Annotated in this window: 15 protein-coding genes; 4 read left to right on the top strand and 11 right to left on the bottom strand. The window is 38.8% G+C overall.

Translation table 11 applies throughout. The features are described 5' to 3' along the window. Positions 1 to 56: 56 nt before the first annotated feature. The 8 genes from ACN19N_RS04725 to ACN19N_RS04690 all read right to left on the bottom strand — a co-directional run bounded on the left by ACN19N_RS04725 (position 57) and on the right by ACN19N_RS04690 (position 10573). Positions 57 to 1241, bottom strand: a complete 1185-nt coding sequence (locus ACN19N_RS04725; protein WP_269228408.1) for a VWA domain-containing protein — start codon at positions 1239 to 1241, stop codon at positions 57 to 59. Between the two features lie 3 nt (positions 1242 to 1244). Continuing rightward, a complete protein-coding gene (locus ACN19N_RS04720) occupies positions 1245 to 3602 on the bottom strand; it encodes a DUF5682 family protein (RefSeq protein ID WP_420002072.1) in 2358 nt (785 codons plus the stop codon). 76 nt (positions 3603 to 3678) lie between these two features. After that, on the bottom strand, positions 3679 to 4761 hold the full coding sequence (locus ACN19N_RS04715; RefSeq protein ID WP_087546649.1) for an ATP-binding protein: 1083 nt from the start codon (positions 4759 to 4761) through the stop codon (positions 3679 to 3681). A gap of 32 nt (positions 4762 to 4793) precedes the next feature. Further along, positions 4794 to 6431 carry a hypothetical protein gene (locus ACN19N_RS04710; RefSeq protein WP_269228411.1) on the bottom strand — a complete coding sequence of 546 codons (1638 nt, stop codon included), beginning with the start codon at positions 6429 to 6431 and terminating at the stop codon, positions 4794 to 4796. Next, the gene (locus tag ACN19N_RS04705) at positions 6422 to 7753 is read right to left on the bottom strand and encodes an SWIM zinc finger family protein (RefSeq protein WP_420002071.1); all 1332 of its coding nucleotides are present in this window, start codon (positions 7751 to 7753) and stop codon (positions 6422 to 6424) included. Before ACN19N_RS04705 ends, ACN19N_RS04710 begins: the two co-directional genes overlap by 10 nt. Before the next feature lie 184 nt (positions 7754 to 7937). Continuing rightward, complete coding sequence (adk, locus tag ACN19N_RS04700; protein ID WP_004663203.1) at positions 7938 to 8591, bottom strand: adenylate kinase; 654 nt, start codon at positions 8589 to 8591, stop codon at positions 7938 to 7940. An 83-nt stretch (positions 8592 to 8674) separates the two neighbouring features. Continuing rightward, complete coding sequence (locus ACN19N_RS04695; RefSeq protein WP_420002070.1) at positions 8675 to 9988, bottom strand: hypothetical protein; 1314 nt, start codon at positions 9986 to 9988, stop codon at positions 8675 to 8677. 63 nt (positions 9989 to 10051) lie between these two features. Beyond that, positions 10052 to 10573: a hypothetical protein gene (locus tag ACN19N_RS04690; protein ID WP_269228415.1), complete on the bottom strand. Its 522-nt coding sequence runs from the start codon at positions 10571 to 10573 to the stop codon at positions 10052 to 10054. Positions 10574 to 10814: 241 nt separating this feature from the next. Here ACN19N_RS04690 and mrdA point away from each other — a divergent pair, with 241 nt between their 5' ends. After that, positions 10815 to 12815 (top strand): penicillin-binding protein 2, encoded by a 2001-nt coding sequence (gene mrdA, locus ACN19N_RS04685; RefSeq protein ID WP_420002069.1) that lies wholly within the window; start codon positions 10815 to 10817, stop codon positions 12813 to 12815. Further along, a complete protein-coding gene (rsmD, locus tag ACN19N_RS04680; protein ID WP_269239280.1) occupies positions 12815 to 13363 on the top strand; it encodes a 16S rRNA (guanine(966)-N(2))-methyltransferase RsmD in 549 nt (182 codons plus the stop codon). The genes mrdA and rsmD overlap by 1 nt, the downstream gene beginning before the upstream one ends. Here the strand turns inward: rsmD and ACN19N_RS04675 are convergent. Then, complete coding sequence (locus ACN19N_RS04675; RefSeq protein WP_004663209.1) at positions 13360 to 13764, bottom strand: hypothetical protein; 405 nt, start codon at positions 13762 to 13764, stop codon at positions 13360 to 13362. The genes rsmD and ACN19N_RS04675 overlap by 4 nt on opposite strands. Positions 13765 to 13843: 79 nt before the next feature. After that, on the bottom strand, positions 13844 to 14449 hold the full coding sequence (locus ACN19N_RS04670) for a GNAT family N-acetyltransferase (protein ID WP_331276185.1): 606 nt from the start codon (positions 14447 to 14449) through the stop codon (positions 13844 to 13846). A 145-nt stretch (positions 14450 to 14594) separates the two neighbouring features. Here ACN19N_RS04670 and ACN19N_RS04665 point away from each other — a divergent pair, with 145 nt between their 5' ends. Further along, positions 14595 to 14945 carry a hypothetical protein gene (locus tag ACN19N_RS04665; RefSeq protein WP_420002068.1) on the top strand — a complete coding sequence of 117 codons (351 nt, stop codon included), beginning with the start codon at positions 14595 to 14597 and terminating at the stop codon, positions 14943 to 14945. A 38-nt stretch (positions 14946 to 14983) separates the two neighbouring features. Then, positions 14984 to 15622, top strand: coding sequence for a DUF2238 domain-containing protein (locus tag ACN19N_RS04660; RefSeq protein ID WP_420002067.1), 639 nt, complete (start codon positions 14984 to 14986; stop codon positions 15620 to 15622). Positions 15623 to 15649: 27 nt separating this feature from the next. On the opposite strand, the gene blp2 is transcribed toward ACN19N_RS04660, so the two are convergent. Further along, positions 15650 to 17827, bottom strand: a complete 2178-nt coding sequence (blp2, locus tag ACN19N_RS04655) for an Ig-like repeat protein Blp2 (protein WP_420002066.1) — start codon at positions 17825 to 17827, stop codon at positions 15650 to 15652. Positions 17828 to 18020 lie beyond the last annotated feature (193 nt).

Below are 18020 nucleotides of genomic sequence, written 5' to 3'. Positions count from 1 at the left end.
CCTCAATCAGCTCACACGTTTCGACTTGCATAGCGAAACGTCATCTTCATATTCTATTATGTCAGATTTTGTTGGGTTGCATACCATGCATGAATATCTCGTTTTTCAATTGCAGTTGCCATCAATTCTGGGAACTGATCAGGTGTACAAGCAAAGGTTGGGATACCCATATCCGCAAAGATCTGTGCATGTTGGGTATCGTACCAAGGCGCACCATCATCAGACAATGCCAGTAATGCAATCACTTGCACACCACTATCTAGCATTTCAGCGACTTGCTTGAGCATTTGCTTGGCATCACCACCTTCACACAAATCACTGATGAGAATAAAGATGGTATCTTCTGGACGAGTAATTTTACCACGACAATATTTAATCGCTTTGGCAATATCGGTTCCCCCACCCAACTGCGTTCCAAACAACACATCCACAGGGTCTTCGAGCAAAGGGGTTAAATCGGCTAACTCAGTATCAAATACAATCATTTGCGTACTGACTGCACGAATACTTGCCATCACCGCCGCAAAGACACTGGAATAAATCACCGAAGGTGCCATCGAACCACTTTGATCGACACACAGCACAATGTCTTTTAAAGCCGTTTGTTGGCGTGGATGTCCATGTAATTCATGTGGAATAATGGTTTTAAAATCTTCCTGCCAATGTTTCAAATTGGCTTGAATGGTGCGTTTCCAGTTAATGTCTTGCATGCGTTTAGGACGACGCGTATGTGCTGAACGATTGATACTGCCTCGAATCGCTTGCTGTAATGGTTGTTTTAAACGGTTTTCAAGCTGTTCTACCAACTGACGTACCACGATGCGCGCAGTTTCTTTGGTTTTTTCAGGCATCAAATGATTGAGTGAAATTAAGGTAGAAACCAAATGAATATCGACCTCTACACTCGCCAACAATTCAGGCTCTAACAACATTTGTTGTAAATTTAAACGCTCTAAAGCATCTTTTTGAATAACTTTTACCACAGAAGATGGGAAATACTGGCGAATATCCCCCAACCATTGCGCCACTCGAGGACTAGAATGCCCTAAACCACCACGGCGATTGGACTGTTGCGTCTGATAAAGCTCATTCAAGCATTCTTGCATTTTGGTATCTTGCACCGACCAATTCGGTAAATGCGAGGTCGAATTTGGGACTTGCCCTAAAATTAATCGCCAACGTCGTTCTTGTTCCGCAAGGTCAGGTTGTTCTAAAGTGATCAGTTCTTCATTCATATTCATGACTTAACCCTCTACCACAACAGGCTGTAAATACGCATAAATTTCATCTAATACCGTTTGAGCACGTGCGATGTCTAAAGCACCGACCTCTTGTTTGACTGCGGTCGATTTTTGCGTCACTTTCTGAATTAATTGCTGCGCTTCAGCAGGGCTAAAACTTGAAGCTGTTCTCGCCAAAATCGGTAACAATTCAATGAATTGCTGCTCTTGTAATTGATTGACCCATTGGCTCACCGTATCCCAAAGACTTTGCTCATGAATCAATAGCAAAGCTTGATGAGTCAAGAAACCTTCAAACCAAGCTGCACTATAATCCGCCGTCTGCCCAAGCGATAAAGCTCGAGACAGAAACCCCTGTGTTTGCTCTACATCAATCAAGTGCTGTTCTCGTGCTAAACGCACACAACAACCATGCAAATAACCTTGCATCTGTTCCAACTGCAATAACTGATGTAAGGTCTCTTGCCAAAGCTGTAACAATTCATCTTGTTGTAATTGTTCTAAAAGTTCATATAAATTTTGTAGTTGTTGGGCAAACTGCTGCGCCATTTCGGCATTCAGTTGTACACAATAACTTGGCAAACTCAACATCAAGCGAATCGCTAAATGTTCTACCACTTGATGTAAATGTTGCATTGAAAATTGGCGCACACTGCCATAACGAATTGCCGTAATCAGTGGCTTTAAAGTTGCCAAAATAATACTAGGGTCTTGATGCTGGGTAGTGAGTTCATTCAATTTATCCAAAGCCAAATTTAAGCTTTGATCTAGACCAGACAATAAAATGCTCTCAATCAGTTGTGCAATTTGCGCCACATCTTCACATTGTCGAATCTGATTTTCTAAATAACTTTGTGTAGCAAGCTGAATACTATTGCCCCACAGCGACATTTCATTCAGATATAAACTACTCTCAGGCTGCCAAGACAATTGCCATGCTTCTTTAAAATTGCCTTGCTTCGAGCCTGTACCTGCCAAGTCTGCCCAAGCAAGACCGAGTAATTTCACGCAGTGTAAAAATTGACTTTTTGCCAAGTCGAAGGCTTCACGTAAATCCAGACTAATGTCACGATGAGGTGCTTCGAGCTTTAAACGGAAATGCTTCACTTGCTGCAAGAAATCTTTTTGAATGGGTAGCTCAATCAATTCATCGGGTACTTGCCCCAATTGCTCGTCTTCAAGCAATTTGGCTAAAATCGGTTGTGGAATATCTAAACCATGATTCAAGACCGAGCGAATCACCTCAAATAAATCTTCCAAATCAGGAATACGGCGTCCACGTAATTGCAATAAAGATTGAATTAGTTGTACCGCATCAATAATCTGAGCACTAGAGGCATCATGACCTGCTTGGCGTAAGGCTTGGGCAAATTTGCTTAACCAATCAATGCTAATTTTCTCGCCATCAACATTTTCGTCTAAAGCTTGTTGATAATGCTTCCAAAGATGGGTATACCATCCCACCGCTTGTACACCTGCACCATAGCCACTGTCTCGGCTCAATCGTCCATGTGTCCACGCAATCCATGCAGCATCCACTTTCACTTTGGGCAAGCCTTTCAGCAAAGCGGTATCCACTTTATTTTGCGCTTTTAAATCTGCCAACACAGGTGCATGCCATGCACCACAAATCACTACAATATTTTGGTAGCCCTGCTTTTCTGCCTGCTTGATCACTTTGCGCATATAGGCTTCGCGATACTGCTCCAGCAATTGATCTTCGCTGCTATAGTTTTCAGGATGCTGGCTCAGTAAATAATCTCGTAAAGCTGCCATCGCATCAGTAATTGCGGCAAACATTTGTCCAGCGTGTGGCTGCTGTTCAACCAAATGCTCCCAAAAACGTTCGCTATCTTGATAGCCTGCCTGTTCCGCCAACAGTTGAATTGGATCTCGGCGAATCGAAAGATAATGCTGCTCCAGATTCTGTTCTGGCTCAACATCATCTTGCTGATTAGACTCAATCTCTTGTTCGTCTGCTAATGCTTGTTCGTCGGCTGAAGCTTGCTGTAAACGTTGCTCTGCCCATTGTTTTTCCAGTGCAAAACGATGTTGCAAAGGCAGATCCATAAACTCTACTGCAACTTGCTGACGCAGCGCATATTGCAAAGCTTGCCACTCAGGCGAAAATTCAGCAAAAGGATAGAAGACTGCCTGTGATCGCACTTCTTTTTGTACAGGGGTATTCAACAACAACGCCACAGGCGGCTTAAAATCGGCATGTTGCAATTGGGCAATGATTGCATTGGCATCAGGTGGCCCTTCAATCAAAATACAGTCAGGTTGAATCGAAGCCAAAGCATTACATACACTACGTGCCGAACCAGGCCCATGATGACGAATACCGAGAATATGCAGCATTTTTCTATCCTTTATTTCGATCACATCTTCTCCTTGTCAAGGAGAAGATTGGGATGAGGTCATTTATTATTTGGTTTTATTCTAAGTCACGACAAGCACGATACAGGTCTTGCCAACCCTCACGTTGTTTAATCACGGTTTCCACATATTCCTTCCAAGGCACAATATCTTGAACAGGATCTTTTAATACTGCACCTTGTAGACCTGCTGCTAGTTCATGATCCGTAACATTGCCCGAACCAAAATGTCCTGCCATCACCCAACCATGACTCATCACTGAAATGGCTTCAGCCGTGGATAAAGTTCCTGTGGTGGTTTTGAGTTTTTGCTTGCCATCCAAGGTTTGCCCATGACGTAACTCTCTAAAAATCGTCACCAGTTTTTGAATTTGAGCATCTAAAGGCTGAATCTCGGGCAATTGTAAACTCTTGCCCAAAGATTGAACCCGTTTTTGTACGATTTCCACTTCTTCAGCGATGGTGGCAGGCGGCGGTAAAATCACCGTATTAAAACGACGCTTGAGAGCAGAAGAGAGTTCATTCACCCCTTTATCACGGTTATTGGCGGTGGCAATCACACTAAAACCTTGTACCGCTTGATACTCAATTCCCAACTCAGGAACCGGCAAATTTTTCTCAGAAAGTAAGGTAATCAAGGTATCTTGGACATCGGCAGGAATACGAGTCAGTTCCTCCACACGCGCGATCTTACCTTCTTGCATCGCACGTAACATCGGACTTTTCACCAAAGCATCTTCGCTTGGGCCTTTGGATAAAAGTTGCGCATAATTCCAACTATAACGCAAGGTATCTTCGCTCGTACCTGCCGTACCTTGAATCAATAAAGCACTATTACCTGAAATCGCAGCAGCCAAATGTTCAGATACCCATGATTTTGCTGTCCCTGGCACGCCCAATAACAATAATGCGCGATCAGTCGCCAATGTTGCGACAGCAATTTCCATCAAACGGCGATTACCAATATATTTTGGTGAAATTTCTGTTCCATCTGGCAGTGTTGTACCCAATAAGTAATCTACGACTGCTTTAGGCGAAAGTTGCCATTGTGGAGGTTTTACTAAACTGTCATGTGCTTTTAATGCATCTAATTCATGAGAAAATTGTTGTTCTGCACGCGCACGTAAAACTTGTTGAGACATGTTGATTATCCTAATTTATGATTTCTTGATCATTAAGCAATAAGTTTTTGTTTGTACTGATTCAATTGAATGAGTTGTTTCCATTCAGAAATAGAAAAAAGAGCTTGTAAACTACTGATGTCGATTGGATAAGCTTGCAAAATCAGCCATTGGGCCTGCTCTTTTAATAATGCAAATTTCTTCTGATCCTGCTGCAAATCTAAGTTCGCATATGCATGTTGTAATAACACGACCGCCATTTCTGTGATGTTATGATATTGATACAAAGACTTGGCACGTTGCCAAACAAACCAAAAATGTTCTACATCTTGATTTTGGTAATGGGACTCGAGTTGCTTTAACAACAATCCAATTGCTGGTTCTTGGTCTAGTAAAGTAAAGAATAACTCACGTTCAAACATGTTCCCACTTGATGCCGTTACAGCTTCACACCATTTGACTTGATGTTGGTAAAACCATAGAGCTAAATCATGTCGTTGCTCTCGATAACAACACACAATAAACGCATTCCAAAGCGAATCTTTTTGCTGTGAATGCAATGAAAGTAAATGATCCCAAGTACCAAATAATTCTAACCAATACGCAAGCGGCAATTGAATTAAAATTCTTTTGAGATAAAGTACGCCCTGCGGACTTGCACAAAATGCCTGATAAGCTTGCTCAACTTGAGCACTTTGGTAAGCCGTTTTTAAACTTTTACGGCTTTCGACCAAATTAGCTTCTCGATCAAAAAAGCCATAATCATTCAATGCATCATCTTGATCTAAGTTAATGTTGAATTTAACTTTTTTAGCTTGAGCATCGTAGCTCAAACATACACGCAGTAACGCCATAACTTCATGATAAAGCGCGTTATCTTGATAATATAAATAGAAAGCTAATGCAGCATTACTACTTACTGTCGCTGCATTCTGTGGTTCTAATGTTTTTACATGCTGGTATAAAGCTTCAAATTGAGTCACTGGGATATTATATGTCACAAGACTTTCAGCATGACTTTGCAAATGATTTCTCTGAATCGATTGTGACCAAAACTCTGCTATATGTTGATGAATAAAGTTCGGCAATTGACCGCATAATTGGCTCATCAACAAAGACCATTCGCTACTTTTTGATTTCTGTAATTGACGGATCAATGGTGCTGCGTCTTGTTGTTTCACATATTTCCACACCCTTTTTGCATCATCCAAACGCGTTGTCACATCGCCCTGAAATGCAAATTCAGGTAAGACTGATGCCAATAACACTGGGTTTCGACACAGTGGTAAAACTTTTAACACCAAATAACGAGGAATCACTTGCTGCTGTAGTTGAGCAAGTTTGAAAATTTGAATAACCCAATCTTGATATAAAAATGGCGACTCTTGTGCAACAACCCATTTCAAAATTTGCACAAGTTGATTATCCAATTGCTTTTCATTTTCTATCTGATCAATCTCAGCAATATTCTTTTGTAAGGTTTCAGGTACACCTTGCGCTTGATAACCTGCTTGTTGCATCAACACCCAATATTGATTCAAGACTAATAAATCTTGAGCTGAATCAATCTGCTGAGGCACATAGATTTGCAATTCACTCGGTACTTTTACAGTCTGTTTAAACTGCTGCCCTAGCGTCAGTTTGAGTAATAACTGCTGATTAAACTCACTGTATGATATGCTTAAAGACATTCAAAGTGCCCTCCTTGCCAAATACTCACCAGTTTAAGTTGCAATCCATTCCATTCAACGCCTGCACTAAATGGCTCAGTCCCCACTAAAAACCATAACTCAACAAATTGTTTAATCTCAATTTCACACATTTTTTGATCCTGATCGACCAAATAAATTACTTTGTCATGTTTAACTAAACGCAATTGCTCTAGCCAGAAAAAGCGTACTAACTGCAAAGGATATTGTTTTAAGCCATTCGCATATTGAGCAAATGCTTGATCAAAATTTTTAAAGCCTTTTGGCGCAACCGGCATTAGATTCAAATCATTGAACGACATTAAATTGTCTTCTAAACGAAGACGTTGTTGACTTATCACTGGATAAAGCTTGGCATTTAAAGCCAGTTGTTTTTGGAAAGGCAACGTTAGACCAAAGTTCGAATAAGGTGGAATTTCAAAATCTAATAGCAAATAGTCGCGTAAATTTTGACTATCCCACAGCCATTGACGACGATAACGTCCACGGGTATTCACCAACTCCTGTGTGACTTGTCCCAGTGCATACACATTTAAAGACTGTACTGCAATTTGATCCCACGCATCAGTTGGTAAATTCACACCAAAGAGCTGTTTAACTTCTTCATACAGTTCTGGCTGAAGTTTCTGACGGTTTTGCCATAAATGAACGGCTGTTTGTAATTTAGCTAACCAAAATGAACTCTGCATTTGCCAATTGCTTTGATACAGCGCACTCGAAAACTCATCTAAATAGCTGACTAAGCCTGCAATTTGAGCATCGACCAAACGACTTTGAATATCGCGGAACTTTTCATGTTGTTGCTGACGTAATCTCCCAAGTCCCATCGTGACAACATCATTCAACCATGTTTGTAATGCCTCAATGCCTGCATCCATTTTTTTCTCACGTGCCAATTGGCGTTTCGCACGTGCTTCTTCATCAATCGGTTTATCAATCTTGTTTTCTTTTTTCTCAAGTGTTTTGGTTTTTTTATCTCGCCATTTTTGTACTCGATCAGGTATGCTTTCTTCATCTGATTGCACAGTAAATTTATCTTGATACTCGGTATAGACAAACAATAGTGCTAAAGCATGTTTACAAGGTCGTTTAAAACTTGGACAACTACATTCGCATTTAAGTTCAGGTAAAAAAACTGCGCTTTGATAAATCGCACTGCCCTGAATTTCTCCCCAAATCCATTGATCAGTCGAACCCGAGATATTGTTCCATGCTTCGAATTTTGCGAGTTTCTTGGCTGATTTTGCCGAACTTGCATCTGGAATAATTTGCTCGACTTGATCAGATTGAATCGTCAGCAACATAGTTAACCCTTTAAAATAATTCTAAGTTTCAGTATTTTTAAATTGTACGCTTGAATAAAATATAACGTTTTTTATTTAGTTTTTATATCATTTAATCTGACATAGCGACATTTTATGTCGTAGATAATTATAGGTATAAAAAAACTGTCTTATGGCTACATAAGACAGTTCTATCAAAACTAAATTATTTATCTAAAATAGCAAATAATTCTTTTTGAACTTCTTCGATTGCACGTAAGCCATTCAATTTATCATAAGTTGGTGCATTTTCACCTGAAGCAGCACGACCTTGATAAAAACCTACTAGCTGTTCAGTTTCACTATGGTATGAACCTAAACGCTTGCGAATCGTTTCTTCTTGATCATCTGGACGTTGTACCAAGTCTTCGCCAGTTTCATCATCCTTACCTTCTACTTTAGGTGGATTATAAACAAGATGATAAACACGACCAGAAGCTGGGTGCTGACGACGACCTGAAAGACGTTGAACAATCTCTTCATCTGGAACATCAATTTCGATCACATGATCAATTGAAATACCCGCCGTTTCCAAAGCTTCGGCTTGTGGAATCGTACGAGGGAAACCGTCAAAAATACAACCGTTCACGCAATCTGGTTGAGCGATACGCTCTTGAACCAAACCAATAATGAGTTCGTCTGATACTAAACCACCAGACTCCATAACACTTTTCGCTTTAAGACCTAGTTCAGTTCCTTCACGAATTGCAGCACGGAGCATATCACCGGTTGAAATTTGTGGGATATTGTAGCGCTTACAGATCAACTGAGCTTGAGTACCTTTACCTGCCCCAGGTGGTCCGAGTAAAATAATGCGCATAAAAGAACATCCTCATTTAAAAACAATAAATCTTAAATTGAGCAATATGATACAGATTTATTGCTCAACCAACATCAAATTAATTATAAGAAAGCAACAAATAAGTGGATTAAACCTGCAAAAAAACCAGTCACACCACCCAATACAATTAGGATCCACTCATCTTCTTGGAACGCAGGTCGCAATAGATTCTGAAACTCTTTCGGTGTCAGTTCACGGATGCGGTCTCTAAACATTTGAAAGATCTTCTGCGCACGACTTGCATTCAGAGCTGGATCACATACTGGACCCATAGTAATTTCAATTGAGCGATCAATCAAGTCGGTCTTGAGTCTAGCATATTCTCTTGGACCTAATGAAAGCTGCAATGATGTTCTAACCAATGGGGTTTCCATGATTTCATTGATATGGCGCTTGACAATACGACGAGTTTTGTCTTTTTTTCTGCCATACATCATTTCAGTCATGATGGATTTTAGAGTAATCAAATCCTCCGTTACCACGCTCGCAAAAACATCCGAAACTTCCTCTTGGCGTTTCATGAATGCACCTTGAACGTTATATGTACCAAGCTTTAGCACAGGAACAATCCAAGGAAACTTACGATCTTTGGTCAAACGAAAAATCTGCGGATAACGAATATAATGCGGTTCAATCGGATTAAATACCATCCAAATTGCGATCCAGTTGGTCAAAAAGCCCCAGATCGCAGCCCAAAAAGGAACTGTCCAATGCCACGGTACAACGAACCAAACGATCATTTGGAAAACACCAAAGAACATTCCAATTAAAGCACTGATATGCCAAATAAAATTAATTTCTTTTTGGCCGACTTTTTGGAACATGCGCACCATCAAACGGCGATCATTTTCCATTTGGCTCACCACCATTTCCCGCATGTCAACAAGTGACTCCACGTTCATGGTCAGCTCAGTCACAAGTTCCTTTAAAGTATTTGGAAGCTGTTTATGCGCTTGCGCATAAATACGACGCTTAATCGAATAAGGTAAGTTTTCCCACAGCACCGCATTTCGATCAACCATGACTTCATCAATCAAGTGCTCAAGTTCAAACCCAACTTGTTCACCAATGATCATTGCCATATCTTCTGGATCCATTGCCTCTAAAAACTCACGCAATGAACCCAACTTAGATAATGTATTATCAGTAATGATGCCTGAAATACGCCCTGCTTTACGCGGCACAATCCCCTGCCAACCTACAGGTAAAGGTCCTAAATGGAATCCCCAAAAATTAATTGGGTAAAACACCATTTTTAAAGCCATCCATACATGAGCCCAAGTTACTAGGGCTGTCACTGGAATAATACTTAGGACCGCCAGATGGTCAGGTCGATTTAAAAAAATCTGCCACAATTCATTGACGTAATCAAACATGCATGACTCTCAGAATTATTGATACATTAAGACTTATAAAAGAATGAACAATCAGTCACGCCCCTATAAGCCAAAACTTAACGTGTAAGAAATCTGAAAAACAGGCTCTGCTTTTTTTACAGTCTTCCCATTTCCATCTTCTATCTTGTCACGCACTCCCGCTCCCACACTAAATGTACTGATTCGATCACTATTCAACCAAACAAATGCTAAATCAGTACCAACACCTAAATTCCCTTTTTGTTTACCGCCATAGTTTTTACTATCTAAATGACCAGCATACAGACCAAGGTAATAACCATTTTTATCTGTACCTGTTAAATAATATGGATAACGAAAGCCAATTTGCGCACCAGGTTCATTATCATCATTTAAAAAAGCGCCTACTTTTGCATAAGCAATGCCGTATGGGTTTACCCATTCAAGATTCGCATGTAGTAATTTTTTAGTAAAACCAGCACCAATATTCCAAGTTGCTACGTCTTTTGCCCCTTTTAATTTTGCTTCAGGCATATATGGATTTTCTTCAGCATGGACAACGCCGTTGAATGCTAAAACCGCTAGTAAAAGGTAAGATTTTTTCATTATTTTCTCCATTTTCCCTAAGAATGTATCTTGGACAATCCTATTTCAAACAGTTTGAGACTTTAACAGAATTATTTTGCATCTAATATACAAGTCCCTACAATTTTAATGTCTGCAAAGTCAAAAACTGTCGCGTCATCATTCAGATGATGTATTGAAAATACTACAGTATGATCATGCAACTTACGTTAAAATAACGCGCCTTTTATATTTTCTCCCTTGTAATTTAAGTCGACACCCTATGAAACAGCACTTTCCTTTAAAAAACATGCAGCAAGAAAAGCGCATTTACAAGGGTCGAATCTTCTTTGCTATATTTGTCGTCGCTACTTTTCTACTTTTATTAATTTGCCGTTATGCATATTTACAGATTATTCATTACGACGACTTTACAACAGCCTCGGATAAAAACCGAATTCGTTTACAGCCTCTTCCACCCGCACGTGGCTATATTTATGATCGTAATGGCGTACTCTTAGCGGATAATTATCCTGTTTTTACAGCAACACTAAGTCGTACAGATGTCACAGATATTGATGGAACCATTGCACGTTTAATTCCAATACTGAGCTTAACCCAAGAAGATGTCGATCGTTTTAAAAGTCGCGTAAAAACTGCACGCAAAACGGAAAGAATTGCCATCAAGTTAAATCTGACTGAGGCAGATATTGCGAAATTCAGCGAAGTTAAATACGACTTCCCGGGTGTAAAAATTGAAACACAAATGACACGTTACTATCCTCATGGTGAATTATTTGCGCATGTGATCGGTTATGTGGGACGAATTAACGACAAAGAACTAAAATCTATTGATAAAGATTTATATGCAGGCACAAACCTGATTGGAAAAATTGGTGCAGAAAAAAGCTATGAAGAGTTATTACATGGAACACCAGGCTATGAATCAGTTGAAGCCGATGCACATGGTAATGTACTACGTCATTTAGGTCGTCAAAACCCAACCCGTGGAAATGATCTTTATTTATCGATAGATTATGGCCTTCAAACCATTGCAGCTCAACAGTTGGCAGATCGTCGTGGTGCAATTGTAGCTATGGATCCTCGAACAGGAGAAATTTTAGCACTGGTATCTAGCCCGAGTTTTAATCCAAATTTATTTGTTACAGGCATCAGTTCAAAAGATTATAGTGGTTTACGTGACAACTTAGACCAACCACTTTATAACCGTGCCGTACAAGGCGTTTATCCACCGGGTTCGACGATTAAACCGATGTTCGGACTGGGCGGAATTCATTACGGACTTGTCGATTGGGGCACAGCAATTTCTGATCCTGGTTATTTTAATTTACCAGGAGATAGCCACCGCTTCCGTGATCATAAAAAGACAGGTCATGGTGCTGTAAATTTACATAAAGCTGAAGTTGTATCCTGCGATACCTATTTCTATATCCTATCTTATCGTATGGGTATCGAAAAAATGAATGACTGGATGCGGCAATTTGGCTTTGGCGCAAAAACAGGTGTAGATTTACCAAGTGAAAGCACAGGTCTATATCCAAGTCCAGACTGGAAAATGCGTACACGTAAATCGAAATGGTTAAAAGGCGAAACTATTTCTGTGAGTATTGGACAAGGTGCATTTACTGCTACCCCGTTACAACTTGCGATGGCTGTAGCAATTACTGCCAACAAAGGCTCTCACGTTACACCTCACGTTTTACGTGATAATAAGGGCGCAAAAAAATATTCTGTGCACAATGCTCCTGACGGTAAAATTCAATTTAATGGTACAGAGCAAGATTGGCTCAACATGCATGCAGCCATGATTGATGTCATTCAATCTGGAACAGGGCGTGGCATTAAGGGCGGATTACAATATTCTATTGCGGGTAAAACAGGTACAGCTCAGGTCAAAAGTATTGCTCAGGGCAAACGTTATAATGAAGCCACTCTTTCCTCTCGACAATGGGACCACGGTTTATTTGTTGGCTTTGCACCAGCGGATAATCCTCAAATCGCAATTGCTGTCGTTTGGGAAAATGGTAAACATGGCGGATCGGCGGCTCAACTTGCACGTCCAGTCTTTGATTACTGGCTAGTCACTCGTAAAAATAATCCTATTCGTCCAGCTAACCATCAAGTGAGTGGCGGTTTAATGACTGCTGGTATTAAACCTGGTGAACTACCAAATAGTTCTGATTCACCTGCATCTACACCAGCAGCGTCAAGTTCCGTTACAACAACTGCTGCTTCTCATTCCAATGATGGAGTCACTGAATAATGAAAAATCAATTGCGTATCATCGGTGGTGATTGGAAACGTAGAACACTACCATTCGCTAGCATTGAGGGTTTACGTCCGACACCAGATCGAGTAAGAGAAACATTATTTAATTGGCTCATGTGGGATATACAAAATTCACAAGTTTTAGATTTATGTAGTGGTTCTGGCGCATTGGCTTTTGAAGCTTTATCACGCGGCGCTGCAAAAGTTGTGATGATCGAACCCAACCCGATTCAAGCTCGCTTTTTAAAAGAAAACATTCAGTTGCTAAAAGCAGACAATTGTCAGCTCCTGACACTCACTGCACAACAAGCATTAAAGAAATTAAACACTCATTTTGATGTTGTTTTTTTAGATCCCCCATACGACCTAGCATTATGGGAAGAACTTGCTGAATTAGCTGATCCAATTATTACGGAAAATGCCTTTATTTATGTAGAAGCAGATCGAGAATTATCTCAATTAAAACTTCCATCTAGTTGGCAAAAAATTAAAGAAACCAAAGCAGGAATTGTCAGAGCGGGTTTGTACCAGAAAAAATCTTAAAAAATGCGCAACCAAAATAATCGAATTAATTGGCCCCGATCAAATGGAAAACTGGAAAGATATTCATAACCAATCCGATTATTTTTATTCAATTGATACACCATACCGTATCCAAGTGAAATCGAAAAATCATCTAAAGAGAGATTGCTTGTATCTCCCGTTAACATCTTTTGATTAAATTGATTGGTTTGGTAAGCGGTATAGTTATAAACACGCCAACGATCATCTTGGAAAAAAAGATTATGCAAGATTGAATAATCTGTTTTAATTTGGGGATAAGCAGCATCAAACATACTCTCCGTTTTATCATGATCTTCTGCAAAAAAGTCATAATCTTTGGCACTTGCCAAACAAGAGCAACAAATTAGCAAGACATATAAAATAATGTTTAAAACTCGCATAAGAATTTGGATTGATGATGCTCATGCATAGCATAACGTGAAATCTTAGTTTTTATAAATATTCATATTCTAGATCGTGTTAGAAATACCATTCCATCCGTCTACCATTTGGCATTCTTTGAGTGTTTTCATCTTTAAAAGCTGTTTCTTCTACAACCTTAAAACCGATTCGCTCATATAAGCTTTGCCCTTTTGGATTTGCTTTAGAAACATCTAAAGACAACCCAGAATATCCTTGTTCAATGGCATGCATTTTAAGATGTTGTAATAATTGAGTGCCGATTCCTTTACTACGATAATTTGGATGCACACCAAAATTTGCCACATGTAAGCTCGTCTCACTGGGTTTTGTTACCACTGAACTAGAATTTAGTGCTCGCATAAACACACGAGGAAACCGAAATTTATACATCTTTAAAATATTTTTAATGGTTCCATTATCCATACGAGACAAATCTTTTGTTGCATAGCATGCCACGACAGCAATCACTTTCCCCTGGTGCTCAACAACCCAATGCAAGTTATAGCTGGTATACCCATATTCAGACAAAAACTCTTTGTGAATAAAATGCTCCGCCGTAATTTGTTCATGCCGATAAATGTAATCAAATAGAGGCACGCCCGCACTATAGATCAATGGAACACAATCATATACGTCTTTTTTCTCTGCTTTTCTTATGTACATCATGATTCTCAGATTATTTATTTTTTTAAAACAAAAATAAATTATTAAAAATTACTTAATTTTTTTGTGTTGGACATTAAGAATTAATTTATTAAATTAATTTAATATACAATAATACAATAACTCAAATTTTACCTTATTTATCATGAAGCTTTTTTTCTCGTTTGTGCTCGCAATCTGTTTAACTGGATGTGTTTTTGGCAAATCCAGTGAAGTCAAACGTGCTGAGAAAATCTTACAAGCTTTCCAATGCAAAAACATTGAAGCAAATCAGCTTGCCCCCTCTTCAATGTCCAATTTTTATCAACAAACGCTTGCAGCAAACAAGGAAAAAGCTTCAACTTATATTGAACAATATAAAAATGGAGAAGACCTTTTTGACATCCCACTAGATGAGGTTGTACAACAAAAATATCAATTATATAAACAAGCTTGTCAGGCACTTGGTGGTATATCTACAGAAAAACAACCAACCGACTTAAATACAAACAAGTAAGGTAAATCTCATTTGTCTTAATTCATTTTGGATATGGCATGATAGAAAAAAAACTGAATTTAAAACACTACCTCGCTTTAGCTAGCATTGTACTGAGTGTCATAATCGCAAGTATTCAACCTTTAGAGTTTGAATCCTATTTATTGCATCAAGCAGGTACTGTTCTGATGCTGATTGCCCTGTTAGTTACACTGAAAAAGATTGGCATCAATTTTTATAGTTTCTGTCTCTATCTCGCCTTCCTTTTCATTCATATTATTGGTGCACATTACCTATATTCTTATGTTCCTTATAACGATTGGATCAATACACTTTTTCACTTCGACCTAAATCAAAGTATGGGCTGGTCACGTAATATGTATGATCGATTTGTGCATTTTGCTTATGGCTTGTTGCTGTACCCATTTTTTTATCGATGTTTTCAAGTATGGTTACCCAAGGTAAAACCATTCTCTCTATTTTTATTAGTGATTCAATTTGTCATGGCAAGTAGCTTATTTTATGAATTGATTGAATGGTGGATTGCGATGGGTTTATCTCCAGAAGATGCTGAGAATTACAATGGACAACAAGGCGATCAATGGGATGCACATAAAGACATGTTTCTTGCTACGCTTGGTGCGATTCTTATGGGGATGATTCAACTCTACAAAAATAAAACGCTTATCGATAAATAAGCGTTTGTTTTATTTAAAAATTCCAATTTAAATGATCGCGTGTTGCAATATATCGAATTGATCAAAAATCTCTGGTTTAATGATTGGAATAAAATCAGAACCTATTAAACTCTTATCCACGACATCGTTGGTAGATGTAGATGATGTGGAAGCAAACTGGTTTAATACCTCATCAAGTTGGTTATCATGTTGATTTGACGAAACTAATATATCATTTAATGAAACTTTTTCGACTGAGGGTAATGGCGTAACAGCTATTTGTTTCGTTTCTAACGAACTTAAATCAATCTGATCTACGAGCGAAGCATGACTCAAATTAATGTCAATATTTTCACTTTGCAGCAATGCCAAGGTCGTCGTTGTAGAAACGATCGTAAAACTAAATACATCACTCATTTCACTAGTATTCCCAGCGGCATCCGTCTGAGTCAATGTAATTTTATGCAGACCTAATGCTAGATCATGATTTGGATTAAAGACCCAACTTCCGTTACTGGCAACTGTCACGACTCCTATTGCTTGCCCATTATCATAAATCGTTAACAAAGCCTTAGATTCTGCTGAATTCGCTACCCTAGAAAAGGTTGGTCTAGCATCATCCGTTGTACCACCTGCATTAATAGAACCTTTAACATCACCAACATCATCAGTTAATTTTGGAATTATAGGCTTAGTGGGAGGAGTAATATCCTTTGTCCCAACGATACCCGTTGCATCCGATAAATTACCAGCCGAGTCAATCACATATACTTTTGCTGTTTTTTGATCGGTTAGTTCAGGTGAAATAGCAATCGTAAATTTACCCTGTGCATCAACAACTCCACTTCCAATTAATTTACCACTTGAATCTTTAATTTGAATTTTAGCATTTGCTTCAGCTGTGCCCGTCAGTGAGTCACCTGCAGCATTTAATTGTGCTACTGCTTTGTCTGGCGCAATGGTATCTTTGCCTGCACTAATTTCTAATGGTTTAGACTGGTTTCCTGCCGCATCTTCAAGCACAACAGTTGCTTTTTGCGTTGCTGTCAAAGCTGGCGAAAGTGTAATATTGAATTTACCTTGTGAATCTGTAATACCACTTCCTATAATTTTTCCATCTGAATCTTTAATTTGTACTTTTGTATTTGCTTCAGCTCGACCTAAAATTGAAGCCCCTTCTTTATTCACTTCTACTAATGGTTGATCAGGAGCTAAAGTATCTTTTCCCGCAATCACCTTAGACGGCGTAGACTTATTGCCTGTGGCATCTTCAGCAATAACTGTTCCCCCTTTATCACTTGTTAAGGGTGATGAAAGTTTAATGGAATACAATCCTGAGCTATTTGCATTAACAGAGCCTAGTAATTTTCCATCTGCATCATAAATAGATACTTTAGCATTCGCTTCTGTCTTACCTGACACAATCGTCCCATCTACATTTAATTGAGCGCTTGGCGCTTCTGGCGCAATCGTATCTTTATTACCCATCACTGCAATTGCTTTAGATGAATTACCAGCAGCATCAATTGCAATCACCATTACTTTGCTATTATTCACTAAAGGTTGATCAAGTTTAATTGTATAATTTCCTTGCTGATCGGCGTGTGAAGTTGCTATTACTTTTCCTGTCGTATCTTTAATTTCAATTTTTGCACCTGCTTCCGTTTTCCCTGTAATAGTTTGCGTATCAGTAGCTAATGTTGCGGTTGGATCAATTGGCGGAGTGATATCAATAGAATGATTCTGATTAGACTGATCCTCATCATCTTTAACGGCCCATAAGTACACGCCTTCTGCTGCTAAAGCAACTAAACCGACTTTCAATAATTGTGACTTACTAATACCTAAATCATCTACCCCGCTCTCTGTTTTAATAGTTTGAGTCGGCATTTCACTCTCGATAAATTGAGACAATTGAGTTGCAGGCATATAACGCATAAATCGTCCTGAATCATCAAATTGAGCAATTGCATAACTGCCATCTTCATTTGGAATTGCAAGTGTATGTTCAGTCTGATTGGTATCCTTGTAAAAGTCACTAATAATGATTTTCTCACCATTTTTTAATGTAATAACCAGATCATTACCTTGCTTGATAATTGATTTAATATCCGCCTGATTTACACCAATTTGTATAATTGAGGGCTGATCCAAAATAATACTTTTCATTTGCGCATCTTGTAAAACATGCAAATTCTTCTTAGATGAGACAACAACTCGTGTCATTTTTTTATACTCTCTTATCAATTATTTTTTATGTATTTATTGAATACTAATTAGTTAAAGAATTAACCTAATGGTTAAAATAACAAATGATCGAGATAACAACAATCTTCCCTAAAACAACTTTTGTGGTTTTTATATAGCTGATTATTTATATATTCTTAGGATTGAATTTCATGATCAATCTCTAAATAAA

It is taken from the genome of Acinetobacter sp. LF10, from assembly GCF_048585715.1.
In the GTDB taxonomy this organism is placed as follows: Bacteria; Pseudomonadota; Gammaproteobacteria; order Pseudomonadales; family Moraxellaceae; genus Acinetobacter.
The sequence above is the reverse complement of the archived record's forward strand: the minus strand, read 5'-3'. Positions and strand labels throughout refer to the sequence as shown.

What these genes read in the sequence shown, in the direction of transcription:
- ACN19N_RS04720 (WP_420002072.1), bottom strand. Translation starts at nt 3,602, where the DNA reads ATGCTGCATATTCTCGGTATTCGTCATCATGGGCCTGGTTCGGCACGT.
- ACN19N_RS04705 (WP_420002071.1), bottom strand. Translation starts at nt 7,753, where the DNA reads ATGTTGCTGACGATTCAATCTGATCAAGTCGAGCAAATTATTCCAGAT.
- ACN19N_RS04695 (WP_420002070.1), bottom strand. Translation starts at nt 9,988, where the DNA reads ATGTTTGATTACGTCAATGAATTGTGGCAGATTTTTTTAAATCGACCT.
- rsmD (WP_269239280.1), top strand. Translation starts at nt 12,815, where the DNA reads ATGAAAAATCAATTGCGTATCATCGGTGGTGATTGGAAACGTAGAACA.
- blp2 (WP_420002066.1), bottom strand. Translation starts at nt 17,827, where the DNA reads ATGACACGAGTTGTTGTCTCATCTAAGAAGAATTTGCATGTTTTACAA.
- ACN19N_RS04710 (WP_269228411.1), bottom strand. Translation starts at nt 6,431, where the DNA reads ATGTCTTTAAGCATATCATACAGTGAGTTTAATCAGCAGTTATTACTC.
- ACN19N_RS04660 (WP_420002067.1), top strand. Translation starts at nt 14,984, where the DNA reads ATGATAGAAAAAAAACTGAATTTAAAACACTACCTCGCTTTAGCTAGC.
- mrdA (WP_420002069.1), top strand. Translation starts at nt 10,815, where the DNA reads ATGAAACAGCACTTTCCTTTAAAAAACATGCAGCAAGAAAAGCGCATT.
- ACN19N_RS04690 (WP_269228415.1), bottom strand. Translation starts at nt 10,573, where the DNA reads ATGAAAAAATCTTACCTTTTACTAGCGGTTTTAGCATTCAACGGCGTT.
- ACN19N_RS04725 (WP_269228408.1), bottom strand. Translation starts at nt 1,241, where the DNA reads ATGAATATGAATGAAGAACTGATCACTTTAGAACAACCTGACCTTGCG.
- ACN19N_RS04665 (WP_420002068.1), top strand. Translation starts at nt 14,595, where the DNA reads ATGAAGCTTTTTTTCTCGTTTGTGCTCGCAATCTGTTTAACTGGATGT.
- ACN19N_RS04715 (WP_087546649.1), bottom strand. Translation starts at nt 4,761, where the DNA reads ATGTCTCAACAAGTTTTACGTGCGCGTGCAGAACAACAATTTTCTCAT.
- ACN19N_RS04675 (WP_004663209.1), bottom strand. Translation starts at nt 13,764, where the DNA reads ATGCGAGTTTTAAACATTATTTTATATGTCTTGCTAATTTGTTGCTCT.
- ACN19N_RS04670 (WP_331276185.1), bottom strand. Translation starts at nt 14,449, where the DNA reads ATGTACATAAGAAAAGCAGAGAAAAAAGACGTATATGATTGTGTTCCA.
- adk (WP_004663203.1), bottom strand. Translation starts at nt 8,591, where the DNA reads ATGCGCATTATTTTACTCGGACCACCTGGGGCAGGTAAAGGTACTCAA.